Origin of the sequence: Zobellia roscoffensis, from assembly GCF_015330165.1 — a bacterium.
Lineage (GTDB): Bacteria > Bacteroidota > Bacteroidia > Flavobacteriales > Flavobacteriaceae > Zobellia > Zobellia roscoffensis.
The window spans coordinates 409,527-433,329 of sequence record NZ_JADDXT010000002.1 but is presented as its reverse complement, the minus strand read 5'-3'; the positions used below and the strand labels follow the sequence as shown (position 1 = coordinate 433,329).

The following is a 23,803-nucleotide window of genomic DNA, read 5'->3' as shown; positions in this document are numbered from 1 at the left end:
TATTATTTTGTTTTAATTTTTACTTTTAAGCGGTTCAATTTTTGGACATAATATCCAAACACTCGCCATGGTAATTATGGCTAATGCGGCGCCAATTACAAATGCTGGCGTATAGTTGCCTCCAGATGTAAGCCAAGGTACCAATGCCGTTAACCCAAAAGCTCCTAACTTAGCTGCCATTCCTGCAAAACCGGAAAGTGTGCCAACTGTTTTCCCTCCAAATAAATCACTAGGTAAGGTCTGAACATTTCCGATAGCAGTTTGAAAACCAAATAAGATAACCGCCATGTATATTACGGCTGTTTCTGGTCCTCCTGGATCTGCCATCAACAGTAAGAATGGTAACATAATTACACATCCTAGTGTGATTATAAATTTTCGTGTTCTGTTAACTGTCCACCCTGCTTTAATACGGTTTTGAGCTAATAGCCCTCCAAACCAAGCTCCTATCATGGCACCTACATAAGGAACCCAAGCATAGAACCCAATTGATTTTACGTCCATGCCGTATACTTCGTTCAGGTAAATAGGTATCCAAAAAATGAATAGCCACCAAATAGGGTCAAGGGCAGCAGATGCCAGAATGACTCCCCAACTTTCTTTATGCTTTAACATCTTTCCAGTTTCCGGGTTGTAGCCATCATCTGGTTCTCCATCCTGATCTTCGTCTTGGTTCTTTTGTCCCGTTAAGATGTACTCACGTTCCTCATCTGTTATCCAGGGGTGTTTTTTTGGAGGTGACTTTACTAAAATCCACCATGGTATGAGCCATAACAATCCTGTTACACCTACTAATATGAAAATCCAGTTCCAGCTGAAATAAACGGATAATAGTCCAATTGTGGGAAAGGCAACAATACCTCCAATTGCTGCACCAGAATTAAACAAACCTTGGGCAAAAGCTCTTTCCTTAGTAGGAAACCATTCCGCATTTGCTTTGGCGGCTCCTGGCCAGTTACCGGCTTCCGAGACTCCCAATAGAGAACGGAAAATACTTAAAGTAACTATTCCTCTGGCAAAAGCATGTAATGCCGTTGCAATAGACCAAAAACCTATGGACAGCGTAAACCCTATTCTTGTTCCAAGCTTATCGAATATTTTACCAAAAATTGCTTGACCAAATGCATAGGAAAATATGAATAGCGTAGAAATAAACGCATAAATTGCTTTTCGTTCATCAGCTGTCTTATCCGGATATAAATCCTCAGCGATGTCCGGCCATAGAACAGGCAGCGCTTGTCTATCAATATAATTGATAACGGTGGCCAAAGCAATTAAAGCTATAACCCACCATCTTAAACCTTTGAGTTTCATATTTGTTCGTTTAAATGGTTCGTTGTATTTGGGCATGGAAATGACTGGCCCTATTTTTTATAAATAGGAGATAGGCCGTTCTAAATGCCTGTATTTAAATTATTTAAATACTTTTTTGTAAAATAGGGTATGCTATGCCTGGCTCTAGCCGTGGGCTTTCATTGGATAAGTTTTTTTAGTATTAGTTTTTTTCCCTTCAGTATGTATTAGTAGGACAAATCGTGCACTTTTATCCTTTCTTTACTTTAATATTTCGGTCTTCGCCGTAGATGTAATCGTACAATTTGCTAAAGTGTAATTTCATTTTTTCTTTGGCTAATTGTGGATCTTGGTTTAAAATGGCCAAATAAATATCTTCATGCTTTTTTACTTCAGATAAGGCTACATCTCCATCACAAACGGGATCTTCATCATAGGCAACTATAATCTCCGGTGTTATGAGTAACATGAGTGTGTTCATGGTACTGTTTTTACTCGCAGCTGCAATTGCTAAATGAAAAAGCAAATCTTCTTCTAGACAATCTTCACCAGAAATCATCTTAATTCTATAGGCATCAAAAGCAGATTTTATACGTTCCAAATCTTTATCGGTCCTTCTAAGTGCCGCTAACTTTACCGTTTTTAATTCTAATAAAATTCGCGTTTCTACCAGTGATTTAAAATCTTGATCTTCTAAACTTAGAATATCGTCTATCATACCTTTCATGGCAATTTGGCCAATGTTGGCAATGAAAGTTCCACTTTGAGGTTTGGAATTTAATATCCCGTAAAACTCAAGTTTTTGGATGGCTTCACGTACACTACTTCTACTAACCTCAAATTTCTCGGATAGTACCCGCTCTGCAGGTAATTTGTCTCCTGGTTCAAGATTTTTATAATCAATAAGATCACGGATCTTTGAAATGATTTCATTTTGAATTTCTCTATTATCGTGTTTTGTCAGTATTTCTAACTTCATAGGGGATAGTATGTTGAAAATTGGTTAACCAGATTGGTTTGTTAAAATTAAACAAAAAAAATGTACTAAAAAAGTATTTTTCAACTTTAAAAAAACTCCATTTTAACAGGGGTCTAGCGATTTTTAAAATTTTACCGACTCGTGGTGAGCGAGTCGGTAAAACTACTCTCAATCTAACTCAAAACAACATTCTTAATATCATTAATTCTTTAATTAAAGAGACTATTTATTAGTAACCTGGATTCTATATTAATCTGGGTTTTCTTTTTAGCTCATCTTCTGGTAAAGGCAATAAATAGTCACCCTTGGTAAAGAATGGTATTTCACTTTACTACTAAGGCATGTTACTCATTAGTATCCCTTATTTTTTTTGTATTTTTGTAATGAGCGTGTATGGTAAAATGTACATGTTCTTAGTATTACTTCCCTTCAGAAAGAAGTAATTTTAGTTGAAAGGATGGGCGTGCACCCATCCTTTTTTTATTTGAGTGTTTTTATATTTTCATATAGAACATTGCTTTATGATTATAAATCCGAAATCCTTAAATAATTGGTTTTCCATACTGGTTAACCAAATTGGTTTACCAAATATATGTGATTCCTTTGTCAAATAAAAATTAATAATGAAAAATTTAATGGAGTCTATCATACAACTACCATTCTAAAGAGGTTTGAGGTGTTAAATTGCTGGATGGCAATGGAGAATTCTGGGTTTGAGGGGCAAATGGTTATTTATGATGTTATGGTGGTCTATTGGAGTTAAAGAATGTGATTAAATACTGTACATACTACTATAAATAGGAGCTTATGCTTTAGTAAAATGAAGGAGTCACTTGTTTTTTTAATTAGAGATAAGTGGCTGTCCTTTTGTTAATACAAGTTTTAGACGTACGATAAATAGATAGTTTTAAATGATGTTGATGCACATGAATAGGAGCAACCTTCGGCTGCAATGCTATACCCTAACATCTTAACAGAAAGCAAGACTATTTTATTCCAATTGCGAGGTTCCTATTTTTTTACTGGGATAATTTCAAGGAAAATGACGCCTTTGCTACAAAGGTTTCCTCTTTTCTTTTGAGATAGACAAAGTTCGGTTTAAAGTGTTTCATTTTAGAAATAATCAATGAGAGCAATAACTCCGTTGTATGAGATAACACAAGAGAAGAACAATGCCGCAAACAAACCAATATTTAGAGGAAGTTTTGCTTTATGTGTTTTCATGAGTTTAGCATTATTGATGAGCAGGATAATACCGAGTATTACTAGTGGAAGAACAAAAACATTAAAAACCTGCGATACAATTTGCATCTCTATTGGGTTAGCACCAAAAACAGGAACAATCAAGGCAAACAAACAAGCTATAGCTGTTATGACCTTAAACTGCTTAGAACTTGTATCCAGTTCCCCGGACTGATAATCTGCCAAGAGTATAGGCGCAATGAGTAAACATGGAAATATAGAAGATAATCCTGCACTTAAAGTTCCAAAGAAGAAAAGTGTAAGTGCAAATTTTCCAGCAACAGGTTCTAGCGTATTAACCATATCCAAAACTTTTGTTACGGGCTGGCCTTCGTGAAACAAAGCTCCACAGGCTACCGCCATGACCGAAGCACTAATTACAAAAACAAGGGAGGCGGCTATGATAGCATCTTTCTTCTGTTGTTTTAAGTTTTTTATAGTCCATCCTTTTCCTTTTACAAAAAGTGGACGTGAAAGAAAAGTTGCGGAAGCCATGGTCGTGCCCACAAAAGCTGCTACCATCATATTCCCACCTTCAACCTTTGGAACAGAGGGGATGAGACCTTTTGCTATTTCTATAGGTAGAGGGAAAACCATAAAGAGAGAAATAAAGAAAGAAAGTCCCATTATGGTTACGAAAATCACTAATATTTTTTCAAAGAAAACATATTTTCCTATTAACAAAAAACGGTACATAATAGCAATGACTGCAATTGCAATGATCAGAACTAATTCATATTGGTGATCCGCTAATGACGGAAAGTAAATCAAAAATATTTCAAAAATGATATTGGCAGAGATGCCTAGGATGCCCATAAGTGAGTTCCATTGGCCAAAAGAAACCCCTAGTATTATTAAAATGGCAATGGGTTTGCCCCATTTTATATGTTTTTTAAACGCATATAGTGCTGTCTCGCCAGTTACTAAACCATAGTTGCCATAGGCGTACATTAGCATGCCTGAAAAAATACAACTTAAAACCAAGACCCATAGTAATTGCATGCCATAGGTGCTACCTGCAACAATCATAGAAGTTACACTGCCGGTACCAATAGTGTAACCAATAGCAAAAATACCAGGGCCAAAAGCAAGTACAATAGCTAGAATTTTTTTTATGAACGATGATTTAGTTGCTGGGTTTTCCATTGTTTACTTTTTTTGATAATGTAATTGACTTATGATTTGGCAATTTCACCTGGTGACATTTTTGTTTGCTAGCAATGTATTAGTATAGTATCTTAAGTTTTTGCTGTTCTTCAACTTTAATTTTTCCGGAATTTATTAGGGTGTTGTTTTGGTGATTATTGTTCTTTTCTCCCCACAATAAAGCAACAAGTTCTACAGGATTATTTTCAAAGGAGTTGTCTTGGATAGTCACATTGATAATTCCGCTAGTTTTAATCAAAATATTGCTGTTTTCGCCCTGCCCACTATTGGTGAAGGAGCTATTTGTGACGGATAAAGACCCTCCTATAGTTGATTCGTCATAACCACCTCTATAAAAATTAACGACATTATTTTGTATATTTTCAAAAAAGCAATGGTCAAAAGAGACCATTTCGGCATTATAATCACCTTTGTCCTCAGCCGCTAATTCAATACCGTTTTTACAGTTTTTAATTGTTGTTTTTTTGAAGTTGATGGTGTCTGCAAAAGACCCTTTGTAAGCCTTTAGGACATAGTCAAAATTCTCAACCACACAATTTTCAATATACAAGTTATAAGCCGAAGCCATATTTTTCTTTAAAGGGGCAAAGGCGTATTTGTTTTTTTTACCTTGTAATATGAGGTTTTGTAATTTGATTATTCCTTTAGGGTGCATTTTAAATGCTACGGAATCTTTTTTACTTGTAAATATAAGAGTGGTTTTGCTGGAACGATTTGCCGGCCGAAGTGTAATTTCCTTATCTATTTTAAGTGAATTTGGGAGAGCATATAAGGTATCTTTTAACTCAATGATATCTCCTGAAACGGCTTCACTAATTTTTTTGGTAAGTTCGCCAGCCGTAGCTGTGGCAGTATGAATTTTTGACTCAACATCATTTTTTTTAGTAGAAAACCACTTTGGGCCGTATTTCTTCTTGTCAATGGTAAATTTTTCAACTGTTGCGGTTTGGTTAATTGCGCCAATGCTATTCTTTTCCGTTCTTGATGCACCAAATATATCGTGGTTAATTTTAGCAAAATCGTAGCCAGTATAAACAGTATCCAAAATTTGGTTTTTAGAAATAGCTGGTGCATATAACCAATCGTTAATCTTTTTCATTTTTATAGTACCATTCTGCAAAACATCATAATCAGAATAATCTTCACTAGCATTATTTATGATGTTATTCTTAAATAGAATTCCTTCCATGGTGCTATGGTTTATTACGGGAGTTTTATCTACCTGGGTATTATATATGATGTTATTGGCTACAATAGTTCGTATAGGTGGCGCCGAACGAATTTCACTAGCCGGAAGTACATCTGCACTTTCAAGGTTTTGGCCAACACCTATTTGCCATGGAGATTTGCAATCTACCCAAGTGTTATAGGCTACAACAACATCACTTACCTGAAGGTAACGGTTCAAAGGGGTCATAGGAATTCCGTTCATGATGGCAAGTGGACTCCGGAATTGTGATCCTTTTATTTTATAAAAATAATTATTGGTAATCCAGTGTCCTGTGTTCACAACTCTGATGCCTCCATAAAAATCTGAATCATCACCGCCAATAAAAATGTTACGATCAACGGTGGCATAGCTTCCATGTCTAAGGACTAGTGAGCCTTCACATTTGTAAAATATATTGTTTTTGAAGGTGTTAAAGTTGGTTTTATCGGATATAATTTCAACCTCGCCATTGCAAGCTTCAAAGTAATTATTGGAAATGTTGGCAAAACTAGGAGAGACTCGTGTTTTGCTGTCTCCAACTCGTATCGTTTCAGCTCTTGGACCACCTTTTCTAGGGCGCGGACCAAAATAATTATGTACAATCTGATGGTAGTTGTTAATATGTTCATTACCAGTAAAAAAGATTCTTAAAGTTTCTCCATCATTTGATTTTCCTGAAATATAACAGTGGTCCAGTTGATTGTGTTTACCGTAAAATTCAATCCAACGGTCATTGACCAATCTATTTGGTTTGGTAAAATCTTCAATAACGGTATTTGTGACCCTGCAGTTGTAGGCAATACTATCCTCGCTAATCATATACCGAATAATGGAACTTTTAGGAGAATAGCCATTTCTAAAGTATAGGCCGTCAACTATTAGGTGTTCGCCTCCAAGATGAAGATAAGATTGTCCCTCTATAAAGACCTTGCCCGGCGTTTCTGCACGTAAGTTAATGGGGTTTTCTTTAGTACCTGTTCCAAAAAAGATGATTTGGGTATCTTTCCAAGTCCCATTTGCCATTACAATTTCATCTCCAGGTACTGCTTCTTCAATTGCTTTGTTTAATTCTGGAATATCGTTTACATGTAGTGTTTTTCCATTTGAATTCTCACCACAGGAAAGCAGAAGAAAAATGGCGACAATGAGTAATAGATTAGCTTTCATTATGTGGTTTTTCAATTGGGATATAACTGACCAACAAAATAGTTTCGACCTTTAAATTCTAAATTTATTTTCCAATACTCAATGTTCTCTACCCTCTTATTCTTTGGGAATCTTAATTTTTCTGTCTTCTCCGTAGATGTAATCGTATAATTTACTAAAGTGTAATTTCATCTTTTCTTTGGCTAATTTTGGGTTTTGGTCCCGTATGGCCATATAGATATCTTCATGCTTTTTAACTTCTGATAAGGCCACATCACCCTCGCAAACACGGTCTATATCATACGCTACTATAATCTCTGGGGTTATTAGTAACATGAGTGTATTCATAGTACTGTTCTTACTTGCAGAAGCTACGGCCAAATGAAAAAGTAAGTCTTCTTCTAGACAATCTTTACCGGAAATCATCTTGTTTTTGTATGCATCCAAAGCATGTTTAATGCGTTCTAAATCTTCATCAGTTCTTCTTATAGCCGCTAATTTCACCATTTTCAGTTCCAGTAAAATGCGAGTTTCAACTAATGAGATAAAATCTTGTTTTTTTAAACTGGTAATGTCGTCAATCATACCGTTCATAGCAATTTGACCAATTTCTGCAATGAAAGTTCCACTCTGTGGTTTTGAATTTAGTATACCATAAAACTCAAGTTTTTGAATGGCTTCGCGTACACTGGTTCTACTGACATCAAATTTCTCGGATAATACTCTTTCGGCAGGTAACTTGTCACCAGGTTCAAGGTTTTTATAGTTGATGAGGTCACGAATCTGTAAAATAATCCCGTTTTGGATTTCTCTATTTTCGTCTTTTGTCAGTATTTCTAATTTCATAACGGGTGTGCAGTTCAAAAAAATGGTTAATCAGATTGGTTTACTATAACAGTAAAAAAACTATCAAAAATCCTTTTTCATGATAGAGTAGGAGTATGGTGATTTTTGAGATTTTACCGACCCGTGGTGAGCGGGCCGGAAAAATTACTCTCAATCTAACTCAAAACAACTCAATATTAATATCCAATAACCTGCATCGTATCATCTTAGCTTTATAATCTAATTTGTAGATTCTAGATTTTAAAACTGTGTTTTTGAAAAGAGCCTATTAGTTTATACTGATAGTATCAGAGGCTGTGTATTCAAAATTATTATTTGTGGTTAGGGATTATTTTTTAAACTAAGTACTTCATATAATATATGAGATTTTAGGTACATGAATTAATCTCTTGATGTTACTACTAAAGTACTTGTAAGAATCTTCTACCTGAACCGCCAAGTCATTTTTGTCTTGGCGGTTTACGGTAGATATAAAGCTAAATTCAAATAATTGATTCTATAAGGCGAGACTTATTTAAAATGTTTTCGCCTACTTGGGCTTTAATCCAGATTTTAGTAACCTTCATTTTGGGTAATTTCTCCATCGCTTGCAAGGATTTCTGAGCTTGGAATTGGAAACACATAATAATTACTACTTATTGTTTGTTCCATTTCGGCATCTACGGTACCTGTTCGCACTAAATCAAACCATCTATGTCCCTCAAAGGCCAACTCCACTCTTCTTTCATCTAGGATAGCTTGTTTAACATCAGCTTGTGAGCTTACTGTGCCTGTTAAGCTAGTTAAACCTGCTCTTGTTCTAATAGGATCCAATAAAGGTAGTACTGTAGCAGCAGGAGAACTTGTTTCATTCAATGCTTCCGCATACATTAGGATAACATCAGTTAATCTTAGTTCAATAAAGTCCTGGTCATATTGATCAGCTGTGTATTTGACACCTCTCTTAAGTTCTGAATCAATAGTTAATTCTTTTCTCAAATCTTCACTTCCACCAGCAGCACTACTGGCATCAAAAGCAGCAATTAAGCTCAATGTTACATTGTCTTGGTCAGCCTTTGTGTCTTTGCCTTGAAACCATCCTGCAAACGCTGTACCTGTACTTGAGTTTGGAATAGAACTTGACATTTTAGTGGCAAAAAGAATTTCTGAACTCTCATCGATTATCACGTTAGCAAAATCGGCTTCTAGAGTAACTTCTGCAGCTTCGGCTTCGTTGATAACAGTTCCAAGCTCTATTGCCGCTTGAGCGAAATCACCTCTGAACATATATGCTTTTCCGAGTAAACCTTGGGCTGCGATTTTGGATGCGCGCCCAGTTCCTAATCCAGAATTATCTAAACCTGCAATTGCTGCTTGAAAATCTGGAATGATAACATTGTTATACACTTCGGTAGCTGGTTGTCTTGTAAGATTAACATCAGGAATAACTGATACATCTGGCTGCGGAGTTAAAATTACAGGAACATCACCAAAAACCATCACTAATTTGGAGTAAGACAAAGCCCTTAAAAATTTAGCTTCAGCTACTTCAGTAGCACTTTCTGACTTATCAATGACTGTATTCGCACTTAAGATAGACTTGTATAAATCTCTATAAAACGGGCGAAAATATATTTCTGAAATAGCTAAACCTCCTAAATCTGAATTATACGTGTGAAAATCAGGATATGGTGGCTCATCATCAAATTCAAACGTTAAATTATCAGCTCTAAATTCGCCCATTACCGCTTGTGGTGTTACAGCACCGGTATGGTAATAGTACGCGGCATTTAAAACACCGGCAAAGCTCTCCAAATTATTTGATTCAAGGTCAACAAGTGGCACTTGATCCAACTCATTATCACATGATGTCATTAACACCATGGAAATTGCTGCTATATATATGGTTTTCATTTTTATCATTATTTCTTAATTAAAAATTAACATTAAGGCCAAGTGTGAAACTCCTTACAATTGGGCTAGCACCTTCTTGGTATCCGTAGGTTGTTGGACCTGCATAACCAGTATTTTCAATTTCAACACCTTCAGGGTTAAATGAAGTGTAGTTATCTGCCATGAAGTATAATAAATTAGTAGCTGCAACATACATTCTTATGGAGCTAAGACCTATTCTGTCCGTCAAATCTGAATTTAACGTATAACCTAAAGTTAGGTTTCTCAATGCTACATATGAAGCATCTTGAATCATTGAACCATGCGCATCTCTGGTTTGTTCATAATGTAGACCATTATTGTCAGCAAGACCATCATTATTTGCATCGAAACTAGGACCTGTAGCGTTACGAAATTGAGATTGCCAATAGATAGGGTCAAGATTGTAAACTTCTGCTCCTTGAGATCCCTGGAATTGGAATGAAAAATCAAAATCTTTATAGTTCATATTACTTGAAAGCCCCCAAAAGAAATCTGGTGTAGCCGATCCTAACTTCACATAATCACCTTCATAGGTAATTTCGCCATCTCCATCTTGGTCAACTACGTAATACAAACCACTTTGATAACCTACATTTCTTGATGGATCTTCCATGTATATGGATTCAACCTGGCCTGCAGTTTCAAACCCCCACATTTCACCAATTTCTCCACCAACATAATTTCTAAATTCAGCTCCTCTACCACTTGGTCCGCCATAAACTTGTCTTGGTAGTTCATCTAGGTTACCTAGGCTTGTAATTTCTGATTCAACCGTTGATAAGTTGGCACTAACACTCCATGAAAAATTTTCATTAGATATTGCTTTTACATCTAATTCCAGCTCTAAACCTGAACTAGTTACATCACCACGGTTAACTGCAATAGAAGGTATACCTAAAACTTCAGAAACACTTTGGTTAATTAACATGTCTTGAACATCAGACGTATAATAATCTGCACTAAACCTGATGCGGTTATTTATAAAACCTAAATCAATACCATAGTTAGTTTCTGTATTGGTTTGCCAAGTTAAATCAGCGTTTGCAACATCTTCAGGAACTAGAAACCCATTTCCGAAAGCAGTTGGCGTATTACCCAAAATACTCAATGATTGGTAAGAGTCTAAGAAACCGGCAGTACCTAATGACCCAGTACTAAATCTTAGTTTTAAAAGACTTAATTTTTCGTTGCCTGCTAAAAAAGATTCGTTACTTACATTCCATCCTAAAGAAAGTGCAGGGAATACGGCGTATTTTTCATTAGCTCCAAAACGTGAATCGCCATCTCTTCTAACTGATGCCGAAAGTAGATAACGATTATCATAGGCATATGCAACTCTTCCAAAAATACCTCTTCTTGACTGATTAGCATCTACGAAGTTTGTAATTACATCTTCCGGTGCAAAAAACGAATAATTAAGAGGTGAGCCAGATGGCACGTTCGTAGCGCTTGATGACATTCCTCTGAAGTAAGTATTTACAAATTCCATACCAACCAATGCATTTAAATCATGCTTGTCAGCAATCACTTTTGCATAGTTTAAAGTAGTTGTACTTAATACAGTAGATTTTTTAATATTAGATATATCCAATGCCGTTTGGTTGGAACGTTGTTGACCATCTGTTAGTATACCATTATAGGTGTAAGTTTCAGTGTCTTGAATATCCGCTCCAAAAACAGTTTTTAAATTTAACCCGTCTATGATTTTATAGTCTAAATAAGAACTCGCATTTGCAAAATACGTTTTTACGTATCGTCTTGATTCATTAAATTTTGATCCTACGCCTGCATCACCGGTACCTCCAATACCATTTTGATTTCTACCATAATGCCAATCGTTAACTGCATCGCCAGGTTGTAAATCATAAATACTTTGAGCGTCAAGGTTCAGACTTTTATCACCTCTGTAGTTACTATCAAATGAACCACTAAGTTGATTTATTGGCTCTCCACGAAGTACACTTGCATCGTAAACTGATTGTCTAGTTTGATCCAACTGCTGAACAAAATCAATAGATTCTTGTGTATGATAAACAGGACTAATACTATAAGCTCTTAAAAGATCTCTCATCTCCCATGGCACTATATCTTGAGTACCCATAAATCCGTTCATGCTTAAACCGGCCTTTAACTTTTTACCCAAGTTAGCATCTATGTTCATACGTCCGTTATATCTTTCATAACCTTGGCCTCTAACAATACCGTCAGTTTTAAGATAACCTAATGAAGCAAAGGCTCTTAAATTTTCAGACCCTCCGCTTACGCTTACGTCATGGCTTGTAGAACTACCATTTTTGAAAAGCCAATCTTCCATGCTAACTACATCAGGCGCATTTGCGTATGCATCTAGTCTATATTGTAATAAAGCTGGATCTGTTTGAGAAAGATCATAATCACCCGATTGTAAATCATTAGCCCATTCTCCAGCTGTCTTAAGCATGTCAATATCTTTAACATATTTACTAGAGGTACTTGTATAGGTATTGTAACTAACATTAACTTTACCTGACTTACCCTTTTTAGTAGTTACCAAAATAACTCCATTTGCACCTAAAGAACCATAAATAGCAGCTGAAGCCGCATCTTTTAATACCTCTAAACTTTCAATGTCATTTGGGTTAACGGTAGCTAAATTTCCTGAAATAGGATATCCATCTACAACTATAAGTGGGTCTGAGTCACCGGAAACAGATGAAGCTGCACGAATTTGGATTTTTGGGGCCGCACCGGGTTCACCACTTTGATTTTGTATTCTTACACCGGGTAACTTACCTGCAAGTGCATCATCCACACGAGCAACTTGTACGGCAGCAACTTCGGCACCGCCTACCTTTGATACTGATCCGGTAAGATGTGATTTTTTGACAGTACCGTATCCAACTACTACTACTTCATCAAGTAATGCAGCATCTTCGGTCATTACAACATTAATAGTTTCTTGGTCTCCTACAGTTATGTTTTGAGTTACATAACCGATATACGAAAATTGAAGAACGTCTCCACTATTGGCATTTATAGTGTACAGTCCGTCAAAATCTGTTGCAGTACCTGTTGTTGTACCTGAAATAACTACATTCACTCCAGGAATTGGTACGTTAGCGTCATCTACGATCGTCCCCGATATAGTAGACGCGTCTTGAGCAAATATCGCGGCATTTATAAACACCGCAAGTATTAGTGCTAGTTTGTTTTTTAAATTCATTTGTGTTAATGTTAAGTTAGTAATATTTCGGTTTATGGCCCGACGCCTAAATGAGAGGGTTTGTGAATCTCATTTGATCATCAATTTACTGAGGCACGTAACTCATTAACATCCTCGAATTTTGTGTTATCTAATGAGCGTTTAAAGTAAATTGTATGTGTTCTTAGTATTACTTCCCTTCAGAATGAAGTAATTTGAGTTAAAAGTATAGGTGTGCGCCCGTCCTTTTTTTGTTTGTGTATTTTATACTTTCATGAGGCATTTCTTTAATTAGTATTTGCTAGCTGTTTTATGTATTAATTGGTTTTCCATACTGGTTTACCAATTTGGTTTACCAAATATAGCTTAATACTTTGTTAAAAAAAAATAATATTGAGAAAATTGGACAGGTATTTTAGGTATCTAGTATTTTGTGTGATGTTAATTTGCCTAATTGGTAATAAAGTAGATCTATTGCATACAAAAAGTAGTACCGTAATTTTCAGGTGAACATTTCTCAATTATACCGATAAAAGCAATTTCATATAGCTTACTTTTTAGTCCTTATAAATGTGAACTTACCACTTTTTAATTTTGGTGATGAGGCCTTAAAATAAAGGGGTTTTGACACTTTTTGATTCTAAAATATTTTTCTGAATACCCTTAAAAAAAACAATCTAGGTACCGGCTTTTTAGAGCGTGGTTCCGTATAGAAAAAAGTAGCGAATAGTAATGTAATGGCTATCGTTAAAGATAGTGGGTTCATCATAAATTGGTAGTCTAATTTTGCTTGCTAAATGGGGTTTTTGCAACCAAAATACGTGTTAAAAGATTGTTTTATAATGTTAAATTTTGCTTTTGTGAGCACAATTTAGTTTCTGGATCAAATTTTTCAGGTAATAAGTCTTCAGTTTGGACTTTTTAGACCGCTACTTTTGGTTAAAAATGGAATAAAAATTAGAAAGTTTTACTAGGAACGCAGAAGGTGGTTTTAAGATGATGTAGAGGTAAAAAAATCGTGTTAAGTTGCGGAATTATAGATATCTTTTTTCTTTTCCGTGCTAATTAGACAAAAATATATAAAGTATTGACTTTCAGAATTTAAATGCAATAAAATAGATGTATTTAATCACTATAATTCCTGGGTTTTACTTCCTAAATTACCCGAAATAAATTATCTTGCTTAGGTAATAAGTATCATAAAAAATCATACAAAAAAATGAAACGATTTAGTGAAAAGTACATCATCACAAAAGAAATGGAATGGGAAGAGCTTGGAGGGGGAGTATCAAGAAAATTCTTGGGCTACGATAACCAAATCATGATGGTAAGAGTAAAATTTGATACGGGAGCATTGGGTGCGCCACATCAACATTTTCATACGCAAGCTACTTACTGTGTTTCTGGTAAATTTGAATTTGAAATTAACGGAGAAAAGAAAATTGTAGAAGCGGGAGATGGAGTGTACATTGAACCCAATTTATTACATAGTGCAGTTTGCCTAGAAGAAGGGGAACTTATTGACACCTTTAGCCCGGTAAGAGAAGATTTCTTAAGTGGCGATGGGGTATCTTATTTTGGAGACAAAAAGTAATAAGAAAAATATTTCTTGGCAAAACAAGAGATTAAAAATTAAGAAAATTCTATAATTTGGTTTTCATACTCTTAATTAAAAAGAGAGGTAAAAAATTAAATTATAGAATTACTTAAAAGGTTTAAATTGGAATCAGCAAAAGTGTAGAATTCCAATAAAAAAAGCAGTTAATGCAGGATTACTCTCCAATCCAAAAAATTATCGTTCTTAGCCATAGTTATACCTTATGGTTTCTATAGAAAATCTTTACTTTCTTAAGAACGTCCGGTAAGTTTTTTTACTTGACTTTGATAAACTTGTAGGGACCGGTCCAACGGTATTCTTTACCATTAATGGTTATAGTGTGTTCCTTATCTTTTTGTTTGTTAATATTGGCTACCACAAGAACAAGCTGTTCACCATTAGATTTTGTTTCTATTAGTACTGATGTGTACTCATTGGTATCTGACATAAGTTCTATTTTGGAAATTGCACTATTGGAATTAACAGAAAATTCCGAGACAGGGCTATAGTTTCCATGAGATTCTATTACGGAAACAAATGTGGTATTTTGTGTGTTTTTTCTACGGATGACAAGACCGGCATCTCTTCTTAAATTGAATTCCGGATCATTGGCACCAATACGAACAAAACGAAGATCATCATCTTTAGAACTTGTAGTGGTTAGTGTATAAAAATGTCCGTTTTCTAACCAGCTAAGTTTGGTGTTATCCTCTTTTGGCGAGCCAATTCCTTCTGTCCAAAGGTGTTGGTAGCCATTAGCAGAACCCCATGCTTCTAAGGTTTTAGGTGTAGTAAAGTCAAAATTGGTTTGCATCACCTGGCCTTTAAAGTAGAAGGGTAGATCGTACTGATTCTCCGTTTTTGATACTACTTTTAAAATATCAAGCAGAAATGGTTTTTCAAAACCATCTGTTTTTATAAGGGCCATGGTCCTTTGCATTTCTGTACCAGGGTAAGCATTTGTTTCTTTGGCACTTACTATTTGTACTTCAGGATTGGAGTCGTCAAAAAAGTAAAGTTCTGAGTGGTGCTTACTGCCCACTTCATATTTTCCCCCAAAATGCGAAGTTTCATTTTGAACCAAAGTATTATGTGCAATAGTTTGTTTGGCCCAAGTGGTATTTTCTTTAAGGTAGTTACCGCCCCCTTTTTGCTCAATATTTACAAAACGGGCAAGTCCGTAGTCCTGTAGTATTTCTGTACCTTTTTCATAAAGAGAAAAAGAAAGTTTATCATAATGACCATGGCTTAAGCCTTGTGCAGCATATTTGTAAACTAGAGTCATATCTTCATTGCCATATCTTAATATGCCAACACCACCTTCATTGCCCTTAGCGCCATCGGTTAGGTTGATTGATTTTTTTTGAAACTTTTTGGCTTTGCCATCGCGTATACCCAACGCTACAGCTAGACCTGAATCATCTAACAAAACCTGACCTTGTTCTTCCGCGATACTTAATAATTCTGGGTTGTGACCTCCATAATGATAGGCAATATCAAGTGCTGTAACTACTTCTCTAGATTTATAGGACATTCCTTTTTGAGCATCGTTAAGCGGAAAAAATTCGCCATCGGCATCAGAAAGTTTTATAAGTACTTCAACAGATTTTAACAAGACACTATCCTTATATTCAAAAATCTTTACGTCTGGTTTTACATTGTGCAACGCTTCGGCAAATATTAAGAAGGGATACATGGCATACCTTTGGTAATAGGGGCCTTCCGTGTAGTATCCTTCGGGAGAAAATGGTTCGTTTACATTGGCAAGAAACCCTACTTCCTGTCCTTCTACTTTAATGAAACCACCGTCATTGTCTTTAGCGCCAATAGGTAATCCATCGTCTTCTATTCCGTATAGTGCGCGGTGGATCAGTTCTTCATCATTCATAACCAGCCCGATCATGCCTACGGCTGCATTGCCCCATGTACTATGGTTGTGAACGCGATTATAAAACTGAGGGTTTTCTATTGAAATGTAATCGGCAAAGGGTCTAAAAAGGTTTTTTTCCAGTTGCTTACGTTCTTTTTTAGTTAGGTAATTATAAACGCAATCATAAGCCTGACTAACATAAACCAACCAATTGGAATCATTAAGACACTGCCAAAATAACTTACCTCTAGCATAGGAGCGTGTTTGAGGGTGTACTGGTAAATCTTTGTACATACCTTCATATTGAAACAACATATCTTTTATGTAGAGAGCATATTTTTCGTCGTTCAAAATCTGATATAAAACACCTGCTTTTTGAAGTATTAAAAAATTACGTTTGTGACGCTCATGAGTATAACCACCAGAATAATCTTTTGGGATCGGAGTTTCTATTCCCAATGCTATTTCCGCATCTACCTCGGCTTTTACCTTTGCCAATGTCGCATCAAAAAGGGGAGCGTTGCCTAATTCTGCTCTTATTTTTTGTACGCCATCTTTAGTCAAAATTAAATTGGGATGTTCTTGTGAATATCCATTAAGGGAAATCAACAAAATGCAGATAAGTACTTGTAATACGGCTGTATGTTTGGTCATTCTCATGTTTAATTTTATGTAAGGCCTAACTGCTATTTGTGTGTAATTTTTTTGAGCTTCATAATTTTGGTCGCTGGTCACCTGTATACTTTTAGATGGCTTTTCCAGCGACCATATACACGTTAATGGCTCTGCTATTGTAAAGGCTTTTTATTTACTCGATAATCGAGATTTAATGCTCCGAGGCTTGCCCCGAGGTAGTTTACTTTATGAACAATTAAAATTGGTTAACCAATTTGGTTTACCAAAAATAGAGATATTTTTCTATTGAGCAAATTATAGAGTGGTTATATCTAGAATTTAACATTTTGGTATAGTAAAATAGGCTTCAACCGTATTTTCTTGCTAAATACTTTAATAGGGTGTCTACAATTTCTGTTTCGGTAAAGGAAATATCTACGGTAAGTGCTCTTTTAGGAATTTCAAGTGATTCAAAGTCAGACTCAAGGGAGGTTTCCGTTTGATGTTGTGCCGAACTTTTTTCTAGACGTTGATTGACCTCGTCATACGAGCCACGCATAAAAACCCAGTCAATAGTAGGTTCCAGATTTTTAGCTAGCAACAGACGTTGTTCTTTCTTTAAAATAGAACAAGAAACTACACAGCCTGCTTTAGCATACTCTTTTGCAATTAAACCGGTAATTGCAGGCAACCATTCGTTTGATGCCGTATTTGCTTTGTCTGTGGCCAATTGTTCACTGAATAGCACGTCCGCATCAAAAAACGGAATTTCTAATTTCCGGGCTACTTTCTCGCCAACAACACTCTTACCTGTACCGCAAACACCCACTAAAACGATTATAAAATTCTCTTTTCTTCCCATGTGTTAAAAAATTGGTTTACCAAATTGGTTTACCAAATATAGTTATATTTGGGTATTATCAAAATGTTAAGTGTTAAATCCATTTTTAAAACCAACCCATTATGGCCCGTAATACAGCTTGTGTTAGCAGAAGAAACTTTATTAAGAAATCTAGTTCAGTGGCTTTAGCTGTTCCTTTGATGCCCCTAGTAAATCCGTTTAACGCTGAGGGCGGTTCAACTAATGAGGGGCTTCAGGTGCATCTTTTTTCAAAACACCTACAGTTTTTGGACTATGATGAAATGGCAAAGGCTGCTGCCAAAATTGGTTTTGATGGCCTGGATTTAACCGTAAGGCCAAAAGGGCATGTATTACCAGAAAATGTAAAACGCGATTTACCCAAAGCGGTAGAAGCCATGAAAAAATATGGTTTACAAACTAAAATGATGACCACCAATGTGCTGGATGCAAAAATAGGTGCAGAGCGGCAGGTGTTGGAAACAGCTAGTAATTTAGGGTTGACACATTACAGAACCGGATGGCTTACATATCCGGAGGGCCAAACTATTCAGGAGAGTCAGGAAATCTATAAAGCACTTTTTAAGAACTTAGAAACTGCCAATAAAGAACTAAATTTAATAGGGTGTTATCAAAATCATGCGGGCAACCATGTAGGGGCACCTATTTGGGATTTACCTCCGATCCTGCCATCAAAAGAAAGTAAAAATCTAGGGGCTCAGTATGATATTCGTCATGCCGTGGTAGAAGGGGGTATGAGTTGGGAGTTAGATTTACGTCTCATTGCTCCCTATATAAGGTCTATTGTCATTAAAGATTTTAAATGGGGAATGAAAGAAGGCAAGTGGCAACCTATTAACACACCGTTAGGGGAGGGCATGGTAGATTTTGACCGGTACTTTTCATTACTCAAAAAATATAAAATAAATGTACCTGTCTCCCTCCATTTGGAATATGATCTTGGTGGTGCCGAGCATGGCGCTACTGAAATTACCATAGATAAAGAGGAAGTCTATGCTAAAATGAAAAAAGATTTAAACTTCTTAAAAGAGGCTTGGAACAAAGCGGAATAAAATCAACTAACAAAACCAGAATATGACAACACAAGAAAAAAATACAACGGAAAAATTAAGAAAGGTCAGTACGGCAACCATAGCCACCTGTTTGTTTAAAAAAGGCCTAAAGAACCAATTCATACAGGATGTTAAGCCGCTAAAGACCGGCAAGCCAACTATGGTAGGTAAAGCCTATACGTTGCGTTATATTCCTGCTAGGGAAGATTTAAACCCAATTACAGTTTTTCAAGATCCAAAGCATTTGCAGCGTGTTGCGGTAGAGGAATGTCCAAAAGGGTATGTTATGGTTATTGACAGCAGAAAAGATGCCCGTGCAGCGTCTGCGGGCTCTATATTGGCTACGCGTTTAATGGTCCGTGGGGTAGAGGGTATTGTAACCGATGGTGGTTTCCGTGATTCGGCTGAAATTGCAGACCTCAATTTTGCATCCTACCACAACAGGCCTACCGCACCTACCAATCTAACTTTGCACCAAGCTATAGCCATTAATGAACCCATTGGCTGTGGAGATGTGGCTGTTTTTCCGGGGGATTTTATTGTGGGAGATGATGATGGAATTATGGTCATACCCATTCATCTTGCCGATGAAGTGGCGGACGAATGCCTTAAAATGACGCGCTTTGAAGAATATGTTATGGGCGAAGTACAAAAGGGAACCTCCATAGTGGGCCTTTATCCATTAACGGATGAAGCATACGCTGCCCGTTTCAAACAATGGGAGTTTCTAAAACGTAAAGAATAGCTTATGTGGTGACATATAATTTTTAAAGTGTTCCATATCTACTTTGCGGGCTACGCAACAATAAAATCGGTGTGAGGGGGTGTTTTTAGACCAATGAAGCTAGGAATAGCGCTCAACCTAAGATGCACTCCGTTTATCGATTTTTTCATGGGTTCACAGGCCATTAGAAAGAACTTTGTAGCAAATTAATGTGGTATGAAAGCACTGTATAGTAGACTTATACGTCAGGTAGATAATGTAGATGTTTTAGCGGGTATTGTTTGTTTGGTCATCTCATTGACCATTTTCTTTGTAACCCGTGTTTTAAATCGGGAAATACCACTTTAGCTAGAGGCGAACCAATCAACATAAATAGAAAATAGGAAAATAAGTGCCGTTTTCTTTTTAGGGGTGGTAAATTTAATTATTGTGCAATGATTGCCTGGTATTTATTCTATACTGCTCTAAATTAGAGTTTATTTCCCTGTTTTTTGCCGAATGGTTTTTCTAGAAGGTTACTTAATTATTTTTTCAAACCTTCTTTTAGACCTTTGAAAAGATACTTTTTCCCAAGTAGAATCAAAACTGTTCCAATATACTCTTATCAGGTAGCTTGCCCCGGTTGTCCAAATCATTACTTTTAAATCGTCATACTCAAAAACGATGTTGTTATTATCATTATTATTTTTTAGGAATCCTTCATTTCTTTTAATTTCTAGCTCTATTTTATCTAAAAACTCGTAAGCCTTTTCTTTAGGAAGATTTTTAAAAGCATATCCTTGGTAACTAGCTCCAGATGTGGTGTCCCAATAATTACCATAAAACCCCAATATTAAGCCTTCTTTATTTTGAGAGTCACATTTGTAAAGTAAGGTGGTCAGTTCTCCAGAACTTGCAGCTGCTAAAGGAATAGCTTCAAATTGAGCAGAGTTCCCTGAGGTCTCTAAAACTTGATGCGTCAAGAAAGTTTTAGCTTTAAATAATGAAACATCTTTACTGAATTCTTTTGCTTCATAGTAACCTGATTTTTGAGCATTCACGTAAAGCATGGAGAACAATAAGCAGATAAGTAATGGGTATTTCATAAGTTTTAATGTTTAGTGGAATGGTATTTTGATTTTGTTTAATGACAATTAATTAAACTAATTTGATTGGGGACATTGCTTTAATAAAATACTGTTTTGGTATACAGGAAAACACTGTTTTTTTATTTCAATAATTATTTTCATCCGTACTTCATCAATCTACGGTACCTTTCATTTACAGAAGAAAGTTTTTCGATTATTTCGGAAGTTTCCTTCTCGAGAATGTTCACATTATTAAGTTGAATAGCAGTGCCTGCCATGCATACCATTAGCATTCCTTTGCTTCCTCCAATTTCTGAATAATCTATATCGGTTGCGATTACAGCATTACCACCTAAGTCTAATGCTTGTAGTCTTAATTGGCTAAAACACATATTTTCACCAGCTTTCAACTTTTGATTGTACCTACCAGATTGAGCACCAAAAAAATCAGTGAAGGATGAGGTAAATTCAGAAACAACACCGGTGCCAGTTGTAGATTGACCTGTAACCATTCCTAAAATTTTATAATCCCAATTAAGTGGTGAATGAGTTGAAATAACAGGAACTGCCGCAATATTGTCTTTAAGATACTTGGTCAATTTATTTCTTTCTGCTGTCATTGTTTTCACATGCTGGTCGTAAAGTCCATTCCCACACTTTGTACAATATCCACCAGCTTTTGTGTCATTATATTCGTTTATAATTCTTATTTGTATATCATTCAATAATTTAGTGTTTGAAAAAAGACCATTATTTAATTCCGCTTTACAGTTTGGGCAATTGGTGATTTTTGACATCGGCTAGTGAATCATTTTTACTTGTTACCTGCTGGTTTTTTTTTCATTAAACACTATGCTGTAATTCAATTTCAGGCATTTCGTCATATGTTCTTCCGTTCAATATTCTGCCATTTTTCTTTTTGTTTTTTCCACCCCATTGTTTGAAAAAGAAGGCAACGTCCGCCTTTTCACATTGCTCTTGTATATTAAGCACCCAATCTGCATCCATTGGTCTAGGGTTGTGTCCACTTTCTCCACCAACAATAACCCAATCAATATTGTCAAGATTCATATTTGGAAGTGGTCCGATTAGAGGCTCTAATGATAGAAATTTAACCCTTGCGTTTGTTTCTCTCAAAAAGTCAATTCGATTTTCTACTTCTTGTTCCTCAACTGAAACACCCATCCAAATATTATGAGTCCATTTTAATTTTTGATGAAGTTCTTTTAGTCTTTCAGCTCTTTTAGTTAATACTTGAAAAACGTGTTGCGGGTTTTCATTCATTACCTTAAAAACCTTTTGTATAAATTCTAGGGGAATCTTTTCATGAAATAAATCACTCATTGAATTTACGAAAACAACTTTTGATTTCTTCCAAGTATATGGCGTCTTCAATGCGTCTTCGTGAGTCCTAACCTCAAAATTATCTTTGTACTTTTCAACACCCATTGCTTGCAGTCTTTTAGACATTATTTCTGCATAGCAAAATTTACAGCCCTGAGATACTTTGGTGCAACCAGTTGTTGGATTCCAAGTCATTTCTGTCCATTCGATACTTGATTGTGCCATTATTTAAGTTTTATAGTTAGGTTATTAAAGTGCTCTTTATATTCTTTGTAATTTACGTAAAAAGCACCTTTTCTAATTTTTGAATTGTCTTCTTTAGTTATCTCTAGTCTATTATCAGATTGAAGTTTTTTTAATATTTGAGTGGAATGTTTTGGTAGAAATCCTTCTCTCAAAGTAAATTCATAAATTTCTCCATTAGTTCTTGACTGTTTTAAGTAATCTAGCAATAATTCTTCAAGTCTATTTGTTTCTAAAACTGAAAAAAGTGTTGATTGACCACTGTCATATTTCCAGCCACGACCTTGTTCATTATCAATTTCCCATTTAGTCTCTAACATTTTTTCGTAACCTCGAATATGTGAACTAAAGAAAAACAGACAGAAAACAGTATTTTCTTCTTTTTTTAAGGTGAAGTTGTCAACGAAATAGTCATTACCTATAAACTTTTGAAAACCATCTTTTAGGGAACGAATATATTCCCATTCATTATTTAATTGTTCCTTGTCAATTACAAGTTGTGTGTTAAAATTCTCTAATACTTCTGGTGTTCCAGATTTTGAAAATCGATACATAAATTGAATAGGTAGCCACAACAGAACTTCTGAATTATTATTACAGTCCAGTAAATTCAGGATATGTTCAGCTTTTATCTCTTTATAGCCAAATGGGTCAATAAATACAAAGGCTTTGGTGTCCTTAAATTTTTTAAATTTATTCGGAAGTTCTTCTACGATTTCAAGGTAATCTTTAGTGGTTAAATTTAAAGTTCCAAAGTTGGGATAATGTAATTTCTTCTCCTTTATATGTTTATCAAGCGTATTGATTCTCTCTTTGTCAATATCGTTAAAATGACAATGAATTTGAGGTGATTTAACTTCTCTTTTGTCTATAAATTGATAAAATGTTTGTTTTACTTTTTTCAATGCAATTACTGGACTTCCTTCTCCGCCATTTTCATAAACTCCAGGTCCACAGAATAAGTCAACTATATGGATTGCTTTGGTGTATCCATCATTGCAAATGATATTCAAATATTTCTGAATGTAGTCTCCAAATAGCTTGACCTTCGCTTCTGAATGGTTTAATAAACTTGTCTGTGATTTCTTATCGCTCATTGGTTTCTTCAGCTTGGACGTAATTAAGGCATATGCCGTATAACCATCATGTTTAGGGTTAGATAAGTCACTTTTTTAGTGTTCATTGGTGTTATTGGTCCTATTTGCCCATTCCTGATTTTATGAAAACAGGGATGGTTAGATGGTGTGCTACAAATATCCTCGTTTTGAATTTTACAGCCTTACGTAAAAGCGTAATCCACTATAAAAAAAGTGGTCAAAATTTAAACAAAAACTAGTGTTGTAATCAATAGCGTCATTTTTATTTTTCACTCAAACCCCAACATCCTTTTCCTACAGCTTCTAAATATCGCAAAATTGCGATTTAAAAAGCAA

At 35.6% G+C, this 23,803-nt stretch carries 17 protein-coding genes; 4 read left to right on the top strand and 13 right to left on the bottom strand.

Features of this window, described 5'->3' with window-relative positions; all coding sequences use genetic code 11:
- Positions 1-12: 12 nt before the first annotated feature.
- From IWC72_RS01805 to IWC72_RS01775, 7 genes are all read right to left on the bottom strand, one after another.
- Positions 13-1,314 carry an MFS transporter gene (locus IWC72_RS01805; protein ID WP_194524552.1) on the bottom strand — a complete coding sequence of 434 codons (1,302 nt, stop codon included), beginning with the start codon at positions 1,312-1,314 and terminating at the stop codon, positions 13-15.
- A 229-nt stretch (positions 1,315-1,543) separates the two neighbouring features.
- Positions 1,544-2,272 carry a FadR/GntR family transcriptional regulator gene (locus tag IWC72_RS01800; protein ID WP_194524551.1) on the bottom strand — a complete coding sequence of 243 codons (729 nt, stop codon included), beginning with the start codon at positions 2,270-2,272 and terminating at the stop codon, positions 1,544-1,546.
- 1,113 nt (positions 2,273-3,385) lie between these two features.
- Positions 3,386-4,660 (bottom strand): Nramp family divalent metal transporter, encoded by a 1,275-nt coding sequence (locus IWC72_RS01795; protein ID WP_194524550.1) that lies wholly within the window; start codon positions 4,658-4,660, stop codon positions 3,386-3,388.
- A 79-nt stretch (positions 4,661-4,739) separates the two neighbouring features.
- Positions 4,740-7,058, bottom strand: coding sequence for a chondroitinase-B domain-containing protein (locus tag IWC72_RS01790; protein WP_194528638.1), 2,319 nt, complete (start codon positions 7,056-7,058; stop codon positions 4,740-4,742).
- A gap of 96 nt (positions 7,059-7,154) precedes the next feature.
- Complete coding sequence (locus tag IWC72_RS01785) at positions 7,155-7,883, bottom strand: FadR/GntR family transcriptional regulator (protein WP_194524548.1); 729 nt, start codon at positions 7,881-7,883, stop codon at positions 7,155-7,157.
- Positions 7,884-8,435: 552 nt separating this feature from the next.
- Positions 8,436-9,776, bottom strand: a complete 1,341-nt coding sequence (locus IWC72_RS01780; protein ID WP_194524547.1) for a RagB/SusD family nutrient uptake outer membrane protein — start codon at positions 9,774-9,776, stop codon at positions 8,436-8,438.
- Between the two features lie 19 nt (positions 9,777-9,795).
- Positions 9,796-12,999: a SusC/RagA family TonB-linked outer membrane protein gene (locus tag IWC72_RS01775; RefSeq protein ID WP_194528637.1), complete on the bottom strand. Its 3,204-nt coding sequence runs from the start codon at positions 12,997-12,999 to the stop codon at positions 9,796-9,798.
- 1,198 nt (positions 13,000-14,197) lie between these two features.
- Here IWC72_RS01775 and IWC72_RS01770 point away from each other — a divergent pair.
- On the top strand, positions 14,198-14,572 hold the full coding sequence (locus IWC72_RS01770) for a cupin domain-containing protein (RefSeq protein WP_194528636.1): 375 nt from the start codon (positions 14,198-14,200) through the stop codon (positions 14,570-14,572).
- 277 nt (positions 14,573-14,849) lie between these two features.
- On the opposite strand, the gene IWC72_RS01765 is transcribed toward IWC72_RS01770, so the two are convergent.
- A complete protein-coding gene (locus tag IWC72_RS01765) occupies positions 14,850-17,099 on the bottom strand; it encodes an alginate lyase family protein (protein WP_317171376.1) in 2,250 nt (749 codons plus the stop codon).
- Between the two features lie 328 nt (positions 17,100-17,427).
- Entirely contained in the window at positions 17,428-17,922 is a 495-nt protein-coding gene (locus IWC72_RS01760; protein WP_194524543.1) for a shikimate kinase, read from the bottom strand.
- 101 nt (positions 17,923-18,023) lie between these two features.
- On the opposite strand from IWC72_RS01760, the gene IWC72_RS01755 reads away from it, so the two are divergent.
- The 3 genes from IWC72_RS01755 to IWC72_RS20350 all read left to right on the top strand — a co-directional run bounded on the left by IWC72_RS01755 (position 18,024) and on the right by IWC72_RS20350 (position 20,064).
- The gene (locus IWC72_RS01755) at positions 18,024-18,992 is read left to right on the top strand and encodes a sugar phosphate isomerase/epimerase family protein (protein WP_194528634.1); all 969 of its coding nucleotides are present in this window, start codon (positions 18,024-18,026) and stop codon (positions 18,990-18,992) included.
- A 22-nt stretch (positions 18,993-19,014) separates the two neighbouring features.
- On the top strand, positions 19,015-19,737 hold the full coding sequence (locus IWC72_RS01750; RefSeq protein WP_194524541.1) for a ribonuclease activity regulator RraA: 723 nt from the start codon (positions 19,015-19,017) through the stop codon (positions 19,735-19,737).
- 195 nt (positions 19,738-19,932) lie between these two features.
- The gene (locus tag IWC72_RS20350; RefSeq protein ID WP_262893473.1) at positions 19,933-20,064 is read left to right on the top strand and encodes a hypothetical protein; all 132 of its coding nucleotides are present in this window, start codon (positions 19,933-19,935) and stop codon (positions 20,062-20,064) included.
- Positions 20,065-20,231: 167 nt separating this feature from the next.
- On the opposite strand, the gene IWC72_RS01745 is transcribed toward IWC72_RS20350, so the two are convergent.
- The 4 genes from IWC72_RS01745 to tcmP form a co-directional block, all read right to left on the bottom strand.
- Positions 20,232-20,801, bottom strand: a complete 570-nt coding sequence (locus IWC72_RS01745; protein ID WP_194528633.1) for a hypothetical protein — start codon at positions 20,799-20,801, stop codon at positions 20,232-20,234.
- Between the two features lie 140 nt (positions 20,802-20,941).
- Complete coding sequence (locus IWC72_RS01740) at positions 20,942-21,508, bottom strand: heavy metal-binding domain-containing protein (RefSeq protein ID WP_194528632.1); 567 nt, start codon at positions 21,506-21,508, stop codon at positions 20,942-20,944.
- Positions 21,509-21,626: 118 nt separating this feature from the next.
- On the bottom strand, positions 21,627-22,352 hold the full coding sequence (locus IWC72_RS01735; RefSeq protein ID WP_194528631.1) for a DUF5131 family protein: 726 nt from the start codon (positions 22,350-22,352) through the stop codon (positions 21,627-21,629).
- On the bottom strand, positions 22,352-23,467 hold the full coding sequence (gene tcmP, locus IWC72_RS01730) for a three-Cys-motif partner protein TcmP (protein ID WP_194528630.1): 1,116 nt from the start codon (positions 23,465-23,467) through the stop codon (positions 22,352-22,354). Before tcmP ends, IWC72_RS01735 begins: the two co-directional genes overlap by 1 nt.
- Positions 23,468-23,803 lie beyond the last annotated feature (336 nt).